The 17219-nt window shown below is 47.9% G+C and carries 15 protein-coding genes; 14 read left to right on the top strand and 1 reads right to left on the bottom strand.

The genetic code is table 11. From position 1 onward, the window contains the following. Positions 1-43 precede the first annotated feature (43 nt). Positions 44-490, bottom strand: a complete 447-nt coding sequence (locus ACY652_RS04660) for a cytochrome B (RefSeq protein WP_462266834.1) — start codon at positions 488-490, stop codon at positions 44-46. Positions 491-637: 147 nt separating this feature from the next. On the opposite strand from ACY652_RS04660, the gene ACY652_RS04655 reads away from it, so the two are divergent. From ACY652_RS04655 to ACY652_RS04590, 14 genes are all read left to right on the top strand, one after another. Further along, the gene (locus tag ACY652_RS04655; protein WP_462266833.1) at positions 638-3724 is read left to right on the top strand and encodes an amidohydrolase family protein; all 3087 of its coding nucleotides are present in this window, start codon (positions 638-640) and stop codon (positions 3722-3724) included. A 31-nt stretch (positions 3725-3755) separates the two neighbouring features. After that, positions 3756-5075, top strand: a complete 1320-nt coding sequence (locus tag ACY652_RS04650; protein WP_462266832.1) for an amidohydrolase family protein — start codon at positions 3756-3758, stop codon at positions 5073-5075. Between the two features lie 225 nt (positions 5076-5300). After that, positions 5301-6893 carry a hypothetical protein gene (locus tag ACY652_RS04645; RefSeq protein WP_462268297.1) on the top strand — a complete coding sequence of 531 codons (1593 nt, stop codon included), beginning with the start codon at positions 5301-5303 and terminating at the stop codon, positions 6891-6893. 27 nt (positions 6894-6920) lie between these two features. Then, positions 6921-7448 (top strand): hypothetical protein, encoded by a 528-nt coding sequence (locus ACY652_RS04640; RefSeq protein WP_462266830.1) that lies wholly within the window; start codon positions 6921-6923, stop codon positions 7446-7448. Further along, complete coding sequence (locus tag ACY652_RS04635) at positions 7438-7968, top strand: hypothetical protein (protein ID WP_462266829.1); 531 nt, start codon at positions 7438-7440, stop codon at positions 7966-7968. Before ACY652_RS04640 ends, ACY652_RS04635 begins: the two co-directional genes overlap by 11 nt. Before the next feature lie 88 nt (positions 7969-8056). Next, on the top strand, positions 8057-10045 hold the full coding sequence (locus ACY652_RS04630) for a hypothetical protein (protein ID WP_462266828.1): 1989 nt from the start codon (positions 8057-8059) through the stop codon (positions 10043-10045). A gap of 11 nt (positions 10046-10056) precedes the next feature. Next, positions 10057-10368: a hypothetical protein gene (locus ACY652_RS04625; RefSeq protein ID WP_462266827.1), complete on the top strand. Its 312-nt coding sequence runs from the start codon at positions 10057-10059 to the stop codon at positions 10366-10368. Positions 10369-10685: 317 nt separating this feature from the next. Beyond that, the gene (locus ACY652_RS04620) at positions 10686-10958 is read left to right on the top strand and encodes a hypothetical protein (protein ID WP_462266826.1); all 273 of its coding nucleotides are present in this window, start codon (positions 10686-10688) and stop codon (positions 10956-10958) included. A gap of 397 nt (positions 10959-11355) precedes the next feature. Further along, the gene (locus tag ACY652_RS04615; RefSeq protein WP_462266825.1) at positions 11356-11913 is read left to right on the top strand and encodes a hypothetical protein; all 558 of its coding nucleotides are present in this window, start codon (positions 11356-11358) and stop codon (positions 11911-11913) included. Positions 11914-11955: 42 nt separating this feature from the next. After that, positions 11956-12231, top strand: coding sequence for a hypothetical protein (locus ACY652_RS04610; protein ID WP_462266824.1), 276 nt, complete (start codon positions 11956-11958; stop codon positions 12229-12231). A 207-nt stretch (positions 12232-12438) separates the two neighbouring features. Further along, entirely contained in the window at positions 12439-13242 is an 804-nt protein-coding gene (locus tag ACY652_RS04605) for an SDR family NAD(P)-dependent oxidoreductase (protein WP_462266823.1), read from the top strand. Positions 13243-13270: 28 nt separating this feature from the next. Continuing rightward, positions 13271-14173, top strand: coding sequence for a helix-turn-helix domain-containing protein (locus ACY652_RS04600; RefSeq protein WP_462266822.1), 903 nt, complete (start codon positions 13271-13273; stop codon positions 14171-14173). Positions 14174-14767: 594 nt separating this feature from the next. Beyond that, entirely contained in the window at positions 14768-16120 is a 1353-nt protein-coding gene (locus ACY652_RS04595; protein WP_462266821.1) for a saccharopine dehydrogenase NADP-binding domain-containing protein, read from the top strand. Positions 16121-16583: 463 nt separating this feature from the next. Continuing rightward, the gene (locus ACY652_RS04590) at positions 16584-16838 is read left to right on the top strand and encodes a hypothetical protein (RefSeq protein WP_462266820.1); all 255 of its coding nucleotides are present in this window, start codon (positions 16584-16586) and stop codon (positions 16836-16838) included. The last annotated feature ends 381 nt before the right edge of the window (positions 16839-17219 follow it).

The following is a 17219-nucleotide window of genomic DNA, read 5'->3' as shown; positions in this document are numbered from 1 at the left end:
AAAGAAATTTAATGTTGCAAATTTTTTCCTCAAAAAAATAAAATCAGGCTGTTACCTGAAAAAGCCCTCTTTTGCTCAGCACAATAGCAACCGCAATCACCACCAGCGCCAGGGTATAAAATATCGCTATCGCGCGATGCTTAGCCTCAGGCAAAACCAGTCGTTTGGCGCGGCTGTGGCCGATGGTGATCAGCACAACGGCGAAAATCATCATCGTGATGTGCTCTACCGTCCAGTACCGGCCCGCATTGTCGTGCATCGTCTCCTTGCTGAATTTTACCAGCGGACTGATAAAGTATAAGGCCAGCCCCAGCAGCAACTGAATGTGTGCCGAGATCATGGCAAACAGGTTCAGTTTGCGGTTGCCGTTGGTATAGGGTTTACGGCCCAGCCAGCCGGTTAGTGATTGCAAAATGGCTACCAAAACCAGGATCATTACCACAAATCGGAACCCGGAATGGATATGCCTTAAAATTTCGTATGCTGACATGTTATATATTTTGGTACGAAGATACAAAAAACCGCTAAAACGGATGTTTACGGCACTTATTGTTGTAACAAATGCATGTAAGCCGATAATTGCAGCAGATTAATTCTATATTTAAAGGTCTAATCATTAAATTATTGTAAATCGCTGATGAAAAAACTTTTACTTTTTTGTTTTGCCCTGCTGATGGCGCACCTGAGCCAGGCGCAGGAAACCTTTCCGGTGAATGGCCCGGCCGATAACCGGCCCGGCCAGTTTGCCTTTACCAATGCCACCATTGTGGTAAGCCCCGAACAAACCATTAAAGGCACATTGCTTATCAAAGACCGCCGCATTGAGGCGGTAGGTGCAGGTATTGCCGCGCCCAAAGGTTATGTGGTGATGGATTTAAAAGGCAAATACATATACCCCGGACTGATTGATGCCTTTACCACTTATGGCATGCCCGAAGCGCCCCGCCAGGCAGGAGGCTTCAATTTTGGCGGCGGCCGTGTATCGGTACCGGTATCCACTAAACCGGGCGCTTATGGCTGGAACGAAGCCATCCGTCCGGACGTAAACGCCCGTACCCTGTTCCATGTGAACGGTACCCGTGCCGAGGATTATAAGCGTAATGGCTTTGGCACCGTGCAGACATTGGTGCAGGATGGCATTGCCCGCGGCACTTCAGCTGTAGTAAGTTTAGCCGACGAGCGCGACAACGAGGTGATGATCAACGATCAGGCTGCGGCGCACTACTCGTTCAGTAAAGGTACGGCGGCTACCAATTATCCATCTTCGCTGATGGGCAGCATCGCGCTGCTGCGCCAAACCTATTATGACGCACAGTGGTATAAAACGCAAAACGGAGAATACAACATTTCCTTAGCCGAATTTAACCGCACCCAAACCCTGCCGCAAATATTTGAGGTAACTGATATGCAGAGCGTACTGCGCGCTGCAAAACTGGGCCGCGAGTTCGGCAAGCAATACATTTTTAAAACTACCGGGCAGGAGTACCAGCGTATGGATGCCATCAAGGGTACCGGCAGCAGCTTCATCATTCCGGTAACTTTCCCGTCTGCTTTTGATGTGGAGAACCCGCTGGATGCCCGAAACGTGAGTTACGAGCAGATGAAGGACTGGGAACTGGCCCCCACCAACCCGGCGGCTATGGAGAAGGCCGGCATCCGCTTTGCGATAACTTCAGCCGGTTTAGTTAATCCCCGCGATTTCTGGGCAAATATGCGCACCGCAATTGATAACGGCTTAACCCAGGCGCAGGCACTGCGCTCGCTAACGGTTATCCCTGCCGAAATGCTGGGCGTGAGCAGCCAGGTGGGTACCCTCACAAAAGGCAAACTGGCCAGTTTCATCATTACCTCCGATAGCTTGTTCAAGCGCGACAACGTAATCTATGAGAACTGGGTAGAAGGCAGGCCATTTGTGGTAAACCCTATGAACGTAACCGACCTGCGCGGCACCTACGCCCTGAGCGGCGACGGGCTGGCCGGTACTACCCTGCGCATCACCGGTACGCCCGGCAGCTACGAGGCTTCGGTATCAAGGGTAAACGGCAGCGATACTTCCCGCAACCGCGGCACCCTTACCCGCAGCGGCGATATGATTACCCTGTATTTCGACAGCCGCAGCCAGCCTGCAGGTACTACCCGCTTGGAAGGCTACATTGCCTCCACGCAGCCCGTAACCCTGCGCGGTACCGGTGCACTGCCCGATGGCAGCCCGGTAAAATGGACGGCTACCAATTCAGGTGCAGCTTCAACTGGTCTAACTACCGGTGGTCGTGGCGGAAATACGGCCGGCGCAGGTCGTGGCAATACGCCTGTTGGCCCGCTGGTTTATCCGTTCGGGGCACAGGGGTATACCCAGATCCCAAAGGCCGAAACGGTGTTGTTTAAAAATGCTACGGTTTGGACCAACGAGAAAGAAGGCATCCTGCAAAATGCGGATGTACTGATTGAGAACGGCAAAATTAAAGCTGTAGGCAAGAGCCTGCCGGCAGGTGGCGCTAAGGTGATTGATGCCACCGGCAAGCATATCTCAGCAGGTATTGTGGATGAGCACTCGCACATTGCTGCTACCGGCGGTATCAACGAGGGTACGCAGGCCGTAACCTCTGAAGTACGCATTGCCGATGTGATTGATGCGCAGGACGTGAACATTTACCGCCAGCTGGCCGGCGGGGTAACCACCTCGCATATTCTGCATGGCTCGGCTAACCCGATTGGCGGCCAAACACAGCTGATTAAGTTGCGCTGGGGCATGCTGCCCGAGCAACTGAAGTTTGAAGGAGCAGGCGGTTTTATCAAGTTTGCCCTGGGCGAGAACGTGAAGCAAAGCAACGGCAACCAGCCTACCGGCCCGAATATCCGTTTCCCGCAAACCCGTATGGGGGTGGAGCAGGTATATATTGACGCTTTTAACCGCGCCAAAGATTACAAAGCCGCCCGCGCCGTAAAGAACAGTACCGCCCGCCGCGACCTGGAGCTGGAAGCACTTGCTGAAATTTTAGATGGCAAGCGTAACATCACCTGCCACTCCTATGTGCAATCGGAAATTAATATGCTGATGCACGTGGCCGATTCGATGGGCTTCAAGATCAACACCTTTACTCACATTTTAGAAGGCTATAAGGTGGCCGATAAAATGAAGGCGCATAACATTGCCGGTTCTACCTTTTCCGACTGGTGGGCTTACAAAATGGAGGTGGCCGAGGCGATACCTTATAATGGTAAGCTGATGCACGAAGTTGGTGTGGTAACCGGTTTTAACTCGGATGATGCCGAGATGGCCCGCCGCCTGAACCAGGAAGCCGGTAAAGCGGTAACCTACGGCAACATGAGCCAGGAAGATGCCCTGAAATTAGTGACCCTGAACCCGGCCAGAATGCTGCACGTGGATAACCGCATCGGTAGCCTGAAACCGGGTAAGGATGCCGATTTGGTGCTATGGTCGGCCAACCCGCTTTCTATTTATGCGGTGGTGGAAAAAACCTATGTGGATGGCGTACCTTACTGGGATATGGAACGCGATGCACAGCAGCGTAAAACCCAGCAGGCCGACCAGAGCCGCATCATCCAGAAGATGATTGCTGCCAAGAGCCGTGGTGCGGTTACCCAGCGCCCTGCCTTTCAGCGCCCGCGCCTGTATGAGTGCGAAAGTTTGGAAGATGATGCCTTTGTGGTCGAAGATGCCTACATGAAGCACAAGGCCGAACTGTTGGAACAGAATAAATAAACCACCACCTATACACACAGACACAGATACAATGAAAAAGAATATCATATTAAGCCTGGGCGGGTGGTTGCTGAGTGCATCACTGGCGTTCGGGCAGGCCAATATCATTCCTGCCAAGGCACAGAGCGCCCCGGTAATTATTACCGGCGCTACCATACACGTAGGCAACGGCCGGGTAATTAATAACGGCTATATCGCTTTCGACAAAGGGAAGATCACCGCCGTAGGCGAAGGCAGCGCTCCGGCTATGGCGGGTGCCATTACGGTAAACGCCAGCGGCAAGCAGGTATACCCCGGCTTTATCTGCCCGGTAACCACGCTGGGCCTTATTGAGTTTGAAAGCGTAAGGGCCACGTCGGACGAAACCGAAACCGGCGACCTGAACCCCAACGTGCGCTCGCTGGTGGCTTACAATACCGATTCGAAGGTGATCCCTACCGTGCGCTCCAACGGCGTTTTACTGGCGCAGCCTACGCCCGAGGGCGGTACCATTTCGGGCCAGTCGTCCGTAATGATGCTGGAGGGCTGGAACTGGGAGGATGCGGCCTATAAAAAGGATATGGCCATCCACATGACCTGGCCGGTGGTGCGTAACCGTGGCCGCCGTGGCGGCTTCAATATACCGGGCGCGGCCAACCAGCCATCGCCTGCCGAGATTGCGCAAAAGGCGATTGACGATATCAACAGCCTGTTTGCCCAGGCCAAAGCCTACAATGAAACCCGCCAGCCGGCCATGAACTTAAAGCTGGAAGCCATGCGCGGCCTGTTTAACGGCAGCAAAAAGCTGTTTGTAAATGCCGATGGTGCCCGCGAGATTGTGCAGGCCGTAAACTTTGGTAAAAAGTTTGGCGTGCAAACCGTGATTGTAGGCGGTAAGGATTCGTATTTAGTGGCCGATGTGCTGCGCGATAACCAGGTACCCGTGATACTGCGCGAAACCCAGACCCTGCCCGATAAGGATGAGGACGATGTATACCTGCCCTATAAGCTGCCGCACCTGCTGCAGGAGGCCGGCGTACTGTACGGCCTCACCGGCATTGGTTTCTGGCGGCAGCGCAACCTGCCCTTTGAGGCCGGGCAGGCGGTAGGCTACGGCTTAACCAAAGAGCAGGCCCTGAGCATGATTACCCAAAACAACGCCAAGATATTAGGTATCGACAAAACCACCGGCACGCTGGAAACCGGCAAGGATGCCAACCTGTTCATCTCCGCCGGCGATGCGCTGGATATGATTACCCTGAACGTAGAGAACGCCTACATTATGGGCAAAGCCATCAACCTGGATAACCTGCACAAGCAGCTGTACCGCAAGTTCAGCGAAAAGTACGGGCTGAAGGCGGATGTGAAGTAGGATTTTAATTTTAATTTGATAAGAGAACAGCCCGTTTTGCCGGGCTGTTTTTGGTTGTTATACTTATTTGTATGCATAATACATGTAACAATATATTATTTGTAAAAATTATTTTTCATTTTATGGTTTCCCGTAAAATTTACTGTTGGTTAACTTGTGATATTGGCAGCAAGTTAAACCATGCGAGGTTTACCTATATTGATACTTAAATCTACCTTTACTTAAATGAAAAGCCCTCAACCTTATTTGTGCTTTAAACAGTGCTGTACCCTGCTGTTTACCATTGGGCTGTGCGCCTTGGCTTACAGTTGCCGGAAAGACCATACCCTTACGGGCGAAGCGCCGGCTGTAAAAGATGGCAGCCTGGTGGCCGATGCCCGCGCCTGGTACCAAAAGAACGCACCGGCACCTGTTACTTTATCAGCTAACACGAAGCTGCAAACGCTGAGTACCCCGATTAAAGTAGACAGTTGGAGCCGCAACCTGAGCCCGCTGTGGGATAGCGCCTATACCTTTGCGCGCGACAGCTTCCAAGTAGTGGAAGCGCCCCTAAGTAATGCCACGCTGTACTTTCTGGAAAACCAAACCAGCGTTGCCCCGGCTACCCCTCAGGGCAAAAACTACACTAAGACGCAATACGTATTTACCCGCAGCAAGGCAGGCAGCTTTAGCGGTTATTTGATGGTCATCATTAGTGACCCGGCTTATGCCAATGACCCGGCCAATCATCCGGAAGCTAACAGCTATAAAACACGCGATGCCCGCTTCAGCGGCAAGCTGTTGTACTATGACCTGAATGGCAGGCTGCTGAAGGGCTACCGCTATAAGGACGGGCAGATTAACGGCAGCGTTACGCCCATAGCCGCCCCATCGGCGGATAAGAGGGTGGAGGCCATAAAGCCTATGCTGCTGCCGGGCGGCGGGGGCTGCCAGGCACAGCCCATCACTACCTCGCAAACCAGCTGCGTTACGGCCGGCAACGGGGCCACCTACTGCACTACCTATTACTACACCACCTATGTAAACGTATGCGATGACGGCGGTGGTGGTGGTACCGGCGGTGGCGGTGGTAGTGGAGGCGGCTCTGGTGGCGGAGGTGGTGGTTCCTTTCCACCGGCACCACCATTGCCGCCTACCGGCCCTACCGGGTCAGATAACCCTTGCGGGGAGAAGAATAAGGTAAGGAAAAGGACGGGGAATGCCAACGTAGCAAAACAAAACGGTGAATTGCTTACCTGGGCTGAAACCAGCCCCTATGAATACGGCACCGAGCAGAACCTGAAGAGCTGGCCTGGTAATGATTATATGTATAAGACTACCCGCACTACTGAGCAAACTAATACCTATACCAGCCAATTTACTTGGGATGCGACCAACGGCTACACGGTAGGCTTCAGCCATGACCACCCACTGGGCAGCGCCCCCTCGCCGGGTGATGTGTATACGATGGTAAAGAGCCTTCAGAACGCCAACCTGCAGGCCGCCGGAGCAGATGCCATTGCCTACTACAAGGCCAACGTAACGATGACTGCCGTAACCACCGATGGCACCTACGTGATTACCATTAAGAACTGGGCCGCCATGCAGAACTTTGCCAGCCAGTATGCAAGTAATCCGCAAAGTTTCAGAGATGCATATAGTGCTAAAACAGTTCAATTTGATGGAAGCACAGAAGCCGCTTTCCTGTCCATGTTTGGTGATGCTTCAGCTACGTTTGGTGATGCCGTGAACCTGTACAAAGCAGAAGCTAACTCCAATGATTATCAGCCCAAAATATTAAACAACAATCAGGTAGTTAATAAACCTTGCAATGATTAAACTATCAAAACAAATAAATATAACTATATGAAAATATTGATATTAACGCTATGCCTTATATCTGCAAGCAGTGTTGCACAGTGTCAAGATACCATCAACGGAAAAGTGGTTATTGTGGAAGTTCCAAAGGGGAGCAACAAGATATCTAACGACACCTATCTTGATTATTCTAAAAAAAGGTTTAATGTATCAAGAACACGTTTCCCGGATAATAGAATTTTTGCTAAAGGGAATTTATTAATTTCTATTCGTGAGAGTAATACTTTTAATAAATCACACAAAAATATAGTACAAAGGAAAAGTGAGTTGGATGAAGTATTCAGTTCAAGTTCTTTCGTTATAAAAGAATCTAAAATTATTGAAGTCAATCAAGTAAAGTATATTGTTTTTAATTATCATGATGGAGAAGTAGGACACTTATGTATTTACTCTGATAAAGTAAACGAAAAAATTATCAGTGCAATAATTGATTACAAAATCATTGAAGAAAAACAGGCCTATCAGTATATGGAAACGTTATTGCATAAGCTACGTTTCAGGCACCATGAAAATTAAGTCACTAATTACACTATTAATAAGCATATTATTTGCCTTAAGAAGTTTCGCCCAAGATACGGTTCAAACGCAAGTTGCTACATTGACTCTACCTAAAGGCACCCAAAAGTTGCCTGAACAGCAAGTGAAAGCATACACTAAAAATCATTTTAAGAGAGAACATATTGTTCTGCCTAATGACCACACTTATGCAAAAGATGGTATGCTGATTACTATACGTGAAGTGGTAAATTCAAACGTCAACAAAACACTCGAATCACTAAAAAGGGAGTTTGAAGGAGTATTTAAAGAAACAGGAGGTACTTACAATACCTCAGAGATTATTATGATAAACAATAGGAGATTTTACATTTTCAACTACGGACGGGGCGATGAAGGTTACTGGAGTTTCTATTCTGATTTTGATAAGGGCAAGAACTTCATGGGAACAATTGATTATAAATTAACTAACGAGAAACAAGCTCATGATTATATGAATACACTATTGCAGAGGTTGCGTTTCAGGCATTATAAAAATTGAATTATTAATAACGCTAACTAAATAGTTGATTATAACTTCTAAAATTATATAAAACAATCATTTTATCAGCGATGGGCAGCCCTGCGCCGTGCCGCAGCACCCGCCGGTGAACGAGGAGGCGGTGAAGGGCAGCTCTGTAAAGGTGCTCACCTACCAGCCCGAGCCCACGCCCATTGACCTTGGCGGCGGTATCAACCCGCCCCCGCCCGCCGGTACCACCCGCGAGAGTGATTGCGTAGATACCACCCATGTGATTGTAAAGGGACCCGATCCTTCCCCATGTATACAAAAAAACAAGGTGAGAGAAAGGGCGCAGAACCCCGTCATCAGTAGCAGGAATGCTGACCTGCTGACCAAAGCCGGCGAAAGCCCTTACGAGTTTGGCACCGAACAGAACCTAATCAGCTGGCCCGGCAGTAACTACATGGACAGACCTATCCGCTCGAATGAGCAAACTAATACCTATACCAGCCAATTTACTTGGGATGCGACCAACGGCTACACGGTAGGCTTCAGCCATGATCACCCACTGGGCAGCGCCCCCTCGCCGGGTGATGTGTATACGATGGTAAAGAGTTTAGAGAATGCCAACCTGCAGGCAGCCGGGACGGCGGCCATTGCCTACTATAAGTCTAATGTGAGCATGACAACTGTAACCACCGATGGCACCCTCGTACTCCCCAACCAGGTGGCCGGCCCGGACAGAGGCAAGTACCGCTCCAAAACCAGCGCCGTTTTTTTACTGAAGAACGACAGCCTGCGCCTGAGCTTTTTTATGAAAACCGTGGAGGACCGCACGGCCGCCGGCTACCAGCCCATGCTGGGCCAGGTACACTACCGGCAGGTACTGCAGGGCTTTACCGGCAGCGTGTACTACTTTGGCCTGAACCGCCAATATATGAATGGCTACCGCTGGAAGCAAGGCAGGATTATCAAAACCGTAAGCCTGCAAACCGTGACCCCTGCCCTGCAGCCACAGCGCCAAGTAAATGCCAGCGGGCTGAAGCCCAGCCTCAACTACATTGCGGACTGCCACTGGGTAGTATATGATGTATACCGCGCCTGGTACAACCAAAATACCGGCGAGCTGATAGACGAGATATACCAGTACTCCTACTACGAAATAGAATGCGACCTTACCCCCGAAACCGGCGGCGGGGGAGGTGACGGCGGTGCCTCGGGCGATGGCAGCACGCCTCCCGGCCCCTGCGTGCCCGCTCCGCCGGTAGCCGTAGAGTCGGTAAGCGGCAAGGTAAAGGTGCTGCTGCGCAACCCGGATGATGACCCGGGCACGGGCGGAGGAGGCGGCACAGGTGGTGGTGGGACACCAAGTCCCTGCGCTAACCCTTCCCAGGAAATAAAGATGGATAGTTTGTTAAAGCACTTCCCCTGCGCTACAAAGCTGATTCTTAACAATCTGATAAACATAGCAGATTACCATAGTTTAGTTCAGCCTTTTAATACAACTCGGAAACCAGATTTAGTATGGCAGGATGGAGCGTTAACATGGAATGCTCCTATTGCCAATAGTACAGCTAAGGAATACAAATTAGGCGAAACAAGTACTTATATTGACAGCCGTACTGCTACAATTACTTTAAACACAAGTATGCTCCAAAACAGTTCCCAACTGTTTGTTGCTGCAGCAGCCATCCACAAAACATTTCATGCATATATTAACTATAATATCATGACTAATACACAATTTTCGCCTCCTTCAGCTTACAATGGTACTCAATCGTGGTTAACTTCATTGGACTACTGGATTTACCAAAACGGCCTTCCACCCAACTATAGAGACCATTATGAAATGCTTTCTGACTATTTTGATAAGGCCGTCTCTATACTTAAGCAATGGGATGGCGGAGGCCGCAGTGACCAGGACTACCGGATGGCCATGCTATTTGGCTTGAATACCAATGATTTCTTGGCATTGCCAGTCGGCAATCCCGGTTCTCTTTCTACAGAATATAACAGTATTTTGGCAAAATATGGCATTACTCAATCGATGCTGGATACATTCTGGAAATCTCAATTAACCAATTCATCCGATAAATTGCCTAATAATTGTCCTTAAAACGTAGATATATGAAAAAGCTGCTTGTACTCATTCTATGCTGGCTATGCTACCATGTTGCGTTGGCCCAGCCACCCGCCAAAGGCCGAACCTTATATTACCTGATGGATACAGCCAGCACACCCCAACCTGACCGGATGTGGGCATTCAGTGAGGACTTGCCATTACAATATTATGTATTGGCATACCCCTGTTTAGACGATGGGGATAAGCCACATTTAGGTATTGATACCCGTAAGCCGGCAGGAATAATTACAGCTAAACAGTTACATGAGCTACAGCTATTAAGTTTACCCCAATTAATAAAAAGTTTAAAAGTATGATAGATGAAGAAAATCGGATTGACCAGATATATTTAGTGATAAACGATAAAGCTAAATATATATTCTACAATGCAAGGCTATCTACAGTTGAAAAAAAACCTATATTAACAGATTATGAGATGATTAGTACTGATACCTCTGCTATTAGAAAGCATAAATAATTACCCCTGTTCTTCGAGGTTTGTAACTTCGAAGCCCTATGCCTGTAGTCTGCAACTACCTGTAGGAGTATGCTATTCCCGTAAGGCGTAAGTTATTCTTATGCCGGAAACAAAACCCTGTACACTTCTGTTAATTGGTAGTTAACAAATTAAATCATGAAAAAGCTGTTCACTATACTCACCGCTGTAATTTTCGGGGCAGGCGCCCTGGCAGCTCATGCGCAAACCAAGCAACCTGCCAAAAGCGCCACTACCAAGAGTGCTAAGGCTAAAGCCATACAAAAAAACCGACTGAAGGAAGATACCGCTTCCTCGGAGGCGGCCGTGGCTACCGGTCCGCGTAAAAAGGATGGTACGCTGCCTTTAAAGTATAAAAGCAACAAAGGCGCTAATAAAACCATAGTTAAGGGCAAGGTGCATAACCAGTAGCGCTAAGCGTAACGCTGTAAACAGTAAAACCCGGCTCTGTAAGCCGGGTTTTTTAACTTCGTTACCTGCTCCGGCAGCCCGGCAACCGCCGTATGGCAGATGGTTGCAAAGGCGCGTAAGCGGCATAGGCTATCAATGGGCGTTAAGCCCTTTTCTATCCTCTATATTTCTCTGTTCAGCGTTTGCAACTCGATTTACGTGATGCAGAGGCGTTGCAAACGTCAGACAGAATTAAGCGGCTCGTTGCAAACGAGCGCAAGTGGGAGCAAAGCCAGTACTACCAGAAGGGCCTGACTGCTAAGCTACTGGTTCTCTTTTGCATTGCCTTTTTTGATTCCGGTCCTTATCGTAGTTGAGTACTTTGTCCGGTAAGCAAGATAATATCCATAAAATGCGAATGAAGCCTATAACTTGTAAATTGTTTCTGCTGATACTTACCACCGTCTCATTCCTGGTTATTTCTTGCAAGCAAGTCGAACCTGTAAAGAGTCAGATCAGTAAAGTAGAGCTGGCCACCAACGGTGAGGGAAAACTTCCAAGACGAGCAATAAGCATAGACAGTACACTATTGTTGAAATTTTACACGGATACTTTATATACAACAAGCACAAACCCTGTTTACCCAAGGTACTATGAAGGCAAGGTAACTCAAACTGTTTGGGACAGCCTTACTCAAAAACTGGCGCAGGTGCACTATAACCGTTTGAATGCTGTAGACAGCGCAGAATTACGAATTAATGATGTTATTGGTGTGGAACTGTTCGTAAATGAGAAAGGCAAAAGCAAACGAATTGAACGCGGGCTTTCTATGCAAGGTACACCGCTCAATAATTTAATTGGCTGGATATTGAAGTTACCCAGACAAGTCCAATTAAGGGAAACAAGCATTCACGAGTACGCAGATACTGTTCACTTCAGCACCACCTTTCAAAACAAACATTTTCTAGGCGAGTGAGTGCTTGCTCACTACAATTAACCTCTCATGTAACGAAAACTAATGGCAATCGACTTCTATAATACCGCTGACCGAAAACATCAGCATCTGCTGTTTCAACTGTATGATGCAGATCAGGATAGCTTAAAGGATGTATTGAAAGAATATAATCGGCTAACTGGCCTTTACCTTGAACCCTATAAAGATACCCGCATCCATCAGGACCATATCAATTTACTTATTCGTCTAATCAGTAAGCATATAGTGGAGTCAGCAGATAGCCGAAACTTTGATGCTGTACGTTTACATGGAATTATCTACACTCACGCTCGTTTGTAACGAGCGTGGCCTCTGTTTAGCGTTTGCAACGCGATTATCCAATGAAGAAGCGTTGCCAAACACCGGCGAACAGTAGTCACTTCATTGCAAACAAGCGCAAGTCAAGGTAAACAGAATGCCCCGACTTCTAAACACAACTTTCCGATATTTGGATACCTTTTCGGCTTGTAGCTTCTGCAAATTTGTTATGGATTTTAAGATGACAAAATGAAAACAATATTGATTACAGGGGCATCGGGAGGAATCGGTAAAGCTATAGTTAACCAGCTTGCGGAAAGAAAGCACAATCTGTTGCTTGTGGCAAGAAACGCAGATCAACTGAAGCAACAGTGCGCAGAGTTAACGGCCAGGTACAATATCAACGCCCATTTTATCGCAGCGGATTTATCGAAAGCGAATGCTGCTTTTCTGATCTTTGAAGAGGTAACCAGATTGGGCCTCGAAATTGATATGCTTATTAATAATGCAGGCATTGGGTCGGGCGGGGAGTTTGCTGCGCTTTCCCTCAATGCCGAACTTGAGCTGTTGCAACTGAATATTATAGCCCTGGTATCACTTACCCATCTTTTTCTGCCAAAAATGCAAAGCGCTAAAAGCGGCACCATTGTAAATATAGCTTCTATGGCTTCCTTTATGCCGGTTCCGTACATGGCTACCTACGCGGCCAGTAAAGCCTTTGTACGCTCTTTTACGCAGGCAATTACAGAGGAGTGCAAGCCCTATAATGTGCACGTCCTGTTATTTTGCCCGGGCTTAACCAAAACCAATTTTAATACTGCAGCGGGTATTCCAAATGAAGTAGCCACAGCTCTGAATTCTGATTACAGCAGTGCCCCAACCCAAACGCCTGAGGAGGTGGCAGATGAAATGCTGGCTGCACTTGACAAAGGCAAGCGTTTTGCAGTGTCCGGCCGGTTAAACAGGTGGGGCGCAAAAATTATTGCACTCATTCCAAATTCGTTCATCGCCCGGAAATTTGCCGGTATGTACCGTAAAAAAATTAGAAAGTAATAGGTAAATTGGCTGTAAAAGATTATAAATGAGTACCGATACCCGCACTGTTCACCTTAGCACCATCTCCGAATTGCATAAGGCGATTGGTATTGCCAAACCCAATCATCCGCTATTTAGTATCATTCGCTTTGAAAACTTATCGCATTTGCAGAACAATCAGCGTACAAAAATAATCACCGATTTTTATCAGATCACCCTCAAGGCGGAATGCCCTTGCAAGATGCAATACGGGCAAAGTGAATTTGATTTTGATGAAGGGGTGATATCTTGCTTTGCTCCAAAGCAGGTTAGTATAATTGATGCTGATTCGGCCATTGCCAAATCAGGATGGTTATTATCCATTCATCCGGATTTTTTAAGAGCTTACAAATTAAATCAAAAGATAAAGGACTATCATTATTTTGACTACGCAATCAATGAAGCCCTGATCTTGTCAGAAGAAGAGCAGAATACGGTTCAGGTTATCTTCGAGCAAATAGAAAAAGAATATCAGCTTCAGATTGATGTATTCAGCCAGGATCTGATCATTGCACACATTGATGTGTTGCTTTCGTATTTAAACCGGTATTATAACAGGCAGTTCATCACACGCAGGGTTAAGTACAGCAATTTGCTTATGAATTTTGAAGAGGCGCTCAAAACCATATCCGGCAACACGGGTATCCCTTCGGCAGTTGCAATAGCCCAGCAATTAAATCTATCTCCAAAGTATTTGAGTGATTGCCTTAAGCAGCTTACCGGGTTGACCACCAAACAGTTGATGCACGAAAAGTTAATTGAAAGCGCAAAAGACCTGCTTAGCGGCACCCAGCTTTCCATAAGCGAAATTGCTTACCGCCTCGGATTTGAATATTCTCAATCCTTCAACAAGCTATTTAAAACCAAAACCTCCAAAACCCCTATGGAATACAGGCAGTTATTTAATTGATGATTTTACACTCACGCTCATTTATAACGAGCGTGGCCGCTGTTCAGCGTTTGCAACGCGATTTACGTGATGCAGAGGCGTTGCAAATACCGGCCTGCATTAAGCACCTGATTGCAAACGAGTGCAAGCAGGTTTAATCTTGTCAGCATTCACCAGGTGTTATCCCCCCTGAACACGAACACTCGTAGCCGCCTGTTGTAACTGCACAACATAACATCCGCCATTTATTGCTGTTTACCCGCTTTCGGGGTTGCCTACACCACAACTGTAACCCGGATTGCAGGAATTAAAATTCAACTCAGGGGAGAATGGTTTTATTCGAAAGCAACAAATTCTTGTTCTTTATGTTAAATGCAAACAGGTGTAAATTTTATAAATATATGTTCTGCCGGGGTTGTACTGAGTGTTAGTTTTTTCCATAGAATCCTGATTTTTTTACCGCTCATGTCCTATACGGTATCAGGTAAGTCTGGTATGTTGAAATGTGTGCACAAAACCAGGCCATAGCTGCTGGTGCCGGTAATGGAATAAGGGTTGGCCGGAGCATATATTGTAATTTTAGTATATACCTTTTTTATTCATTATAATACATTTATGGCAACTACCCAATCCGCATCATTTAGCGAAAACTCCAATAACCCGCGCCGGGAAGATGTTGACTTCGATATCGTGGTCTTAGGCGCCACCGGGCTCACCGGGCGCCTCGTTGTTGAACAGCTATTATCAGTAGATGCTTTATTACGAAGCGCCACCGGCGCCCGGCGATGGGCAGTTGCCGGTCGTGATAAGGAAGGCCTGGCTAAAATATTATCCGGGTTGAAGGCAGAAGATGTAGAGATTCTTATTGCTGATTTTAATGATCAGGCCTCACTGGATAAGATGGCGGCACGTACCTTGGTGGTGCTTAATCTTGCCGGACCTTACACCAAAGGTGCGGAGCAGGTTATTGCAGCATGCGTGGGCGCCGGCACTTCTTATGCTGATCTTAGCGGCGAACTTCCCCTTTTACGGCGTGTAATTGACCGGTTTGACGAACCCGCACGCCGTGCCGGCGTTAAAGTGGTGCAGATGGCGGGGTGGGAAGCCATGCCCGCAGACCTTACTACCCTGCTTGCCAGCCAGCGGGCAGTAGCGCAAGCCAGCGGCAGCACTGTTATTGCCGGTGATGGGCCGGGAGCAGCAAACCCCATAGCAAATGTAACCGTAACCATCAATTTTACCCGCAAGCCGGCGGGAGGCGTGCCATTTAACCAATCCGTTTCGGCAGGAACAATGGCAAGTATCGTAGAGATGCTTAACGACCCGTCTGCCAACGTTATCGGGCAACCCGGCGCACTTTTACCGGTGCAGGCTGGCGGTAACCAGCCTGCGCCAATCCGCTTACGGCCCGGTGTAGTTAATGGCCGCGTATTGGGTCCGGTGGTTCCGGTTGCGTTTCTTAACCCGCCCATTATACACCGTACAGCCGCCCTGCTTGCGGCAGAGCAAGCCGTTACTTATGTTTCGGCCCGTTACCTGGAAGGGGTGGATCTCGGTCCCGCAGGTGGAATCGGCGGAAAGTGGCGGCAGGCGAAGGCAGCGTTTAAAGGGAGTTTCCAGCGGTCTATGATCATAGTAACCAGGCTGCCACTGTCAGTTCGGCGCTGGCTTAGCGCACGCCTTCGTAAGCGTTTACCCAAGGCAGGCACGGGGCCGGCAGACCACTATCTGCGTGACTGGGACTGGACAGTACAGGCGCAGGCCGTTACAAAAGAAGGAGCCGTTGGCGTAGCAACGCTAACCGGCAGCGGCCACCCCGGCTATACGGCTACAGCAGCTATTATTGTAGAAGTTGGTTTAAGCATTGTGTACGCCGATTCTGCCAGAGTAGGGTGCATCACACCCGCCCTGGCTATGGGCACAACTGCAGCACAACACCTTCGCATGCCCTTGTTAACTATAGAGTAGGTTACTATGGCTGTTGTGATATAAGTACAGGGCTGGCGCATTGAAACTCAAATTGGAAAAAATTTGGTAATTCCCAGTAATTGTAACAGCACTATTTGATCTGGCAGTTATGTCTTTTTAATGATTAGGATTTGTGCCAGCGGTAGCAGTAATTACGCAAAAGAGGAACTTACCGCAGAGATCACCAGTGCGTTCCTTTGCCATCACCGGTATTGGGTTACCTACAGTGGCTAATAGCGCGGCTTACATAAACGGTTGATTAAAAGCACTACGCAATGATAAGACACTTATCCTAAAAGCTGCTGCACAGGCTCAACGTACTTGTGTATTATATTCTGAACGTTAGTTATGAAGCCTCTTAGGAGGCTTTGCTTTTAATGCTATTTACATACCTTGCAGCACACCAAGCAAGCACCAAAGCCAATTACATACCATGCAATCACTAAAGTTATACACTTTCCTTATGGATTACCTTGGCGGCACTTACATCTCACAAGTTCAGGCTGAAAGTAAAGAACAAGCCATGCAGGTATGGATTGATAATTTAAAAGTTGAGGAGATTAAGGGATTCACCGAGCAGGATAGAAAGAATGTAATTACTGCTGGGTTCAACGAGAATGACCCTTGTATGCTTACAGGCATTGTAAATACCTGGCATTTTATATTTCGAACTAAAAAGGGAACAGCCTTTATAAACTTTGTACAAACAGTGAGCTGACACACTTGACTTGCACATTTCTCTGACCACTGCTATTATATAAGGCTACCTGGAAATAAAATGTGCAATCACTTACCGACACTTTGATTATTGACCCTTATAAAGGTGAGTTGACTGGAAGTGCCCTATGCTGGTGCGAGCCTATAACCCGTGCCTTTGTTCTTTGAAATAATTAAACCGCCTGCTGACAGCTTTGTGTCAGCGTTCACGGGTGTTCACAGGTGTTCACGCACCGTGAACGTGAACATCTGACAGGGCCGTTGTTCTATAAAGAGTTTGTTTAACTTAATGGTCTTTTATTGCCGTTTATGGCTTTTTATAGCCTTTTATGGCTGCTATAAAGGCCGGATTGATGTACTCACGCTCGTTTGCAAACGAGCA

The sequence above is a fragment of the Mucilaginibacter sp. genome (assembly GCF_965200995.1).
GTDB lineage: Bacteria > Bacteroidota > Bacteroidia > Sphingobacteriales > Sphingobacteriaceae > Mucilaginibacter.
This window is presented reverse-complemented; position numbering and strand designations above follow the sequence as displayed.

Bases quoted from the DNA above. Each gene is read 5' to 3' on its own strand.
- ACY652_RS04660 (WP_462266834.1), bottom strand. From the start codon at position 490: ATGTCAGCATACGAAATTTTAAGGCATATCCATTCCGGGTTCCGATTT.
- ACY652_RS04655 (WP_462266833.1), top strand. From the start codon at position 638: ATGAAAAAACTTTTACTTTTTTGTTTTGCCCTGCTGATGGCGCACCTG.
- ACY652_RS04650 (WP_462266832.1), top strand. From the start codon at position 3,756: ATGAAAAAGAATATCATATTAAGCCTGGGCGGGTGGTTGCTGAGTGCA.
- ACY652_RS04645 (WP_462268297.1), top strand. From the start codon at position 5,301: ATGAAAAGCCCTCAACCTTATTTGTGCTTTAAACAGTGCTGTACCCTG.
- ACY652_RS04640 (WP_462266830.1), top strand. From the start codon at position 6,921: ATGAAAATATTGATATTAACGCTATGCCTTATATCTGCAAGCAGTGTT.
- ACY652_RS04635 (WP_462266829.1), top strand. From the start codon at position 7,438: ATGAAAATTAAGTCACTAATTACACTATTAATAAGCATATTATTTGCC.
- ACY652_RS04625 (WP_462266827.1), top strand. From the start codon at position 10,057: ATGAAAAAGCTGCTTGTACTCATTCTATGCTGGCTATGCTACCATGTT.
- ACY652_RS04620 (WP_462266826.1), top strand. From the start codon at position 10,686: ATGAAAAAGCTGTTCACTATACTCACCGCTGTAATTTTCGGGGCAGGC.
- ACY652_RS04615 (WP_462266825.1), top strand. From the start codon at position 11,356: ATGAAGCCTATAACTTGTAAATTGTTTCTGCTGATACTTACCACCGTC.
- ACY652_RS04610 (WP_462266824.1), top strand. From the start codon at position 11,956: ATGGCAATCGACTTCTATAATACCGCTGACCGAAAACATCAGCATCTG.
- ACY652_RS04605 (WP_462266823.1), top strand. From the start codon at position 12,439: ATGAAAACAATATTGATTACAGGGGCATCGGGAGGAATCGGTAAAGCT.
- ACY652_RS04600 (WP_462266822.1), top strand. From the start codon at position 13,271: ATGAGTACCGATACCCGCACTGTTCACCTTAGCACCATCTCCGAATTG.
- ACY652_RS04595 (WP_462266821.1), top strand. From the start codon at position 14,768: ATGGCAACTACCCAATCCGCATCATTTAGCGAAAACTCCAATAACCCG.
- ACY652_RS04590 (WP_462266820.1), top strand. From the start codon at position 16,584: ATGGATTACCTTGGCGGCACTTACATCTCACAAGTTCAGGCTGAAAGT.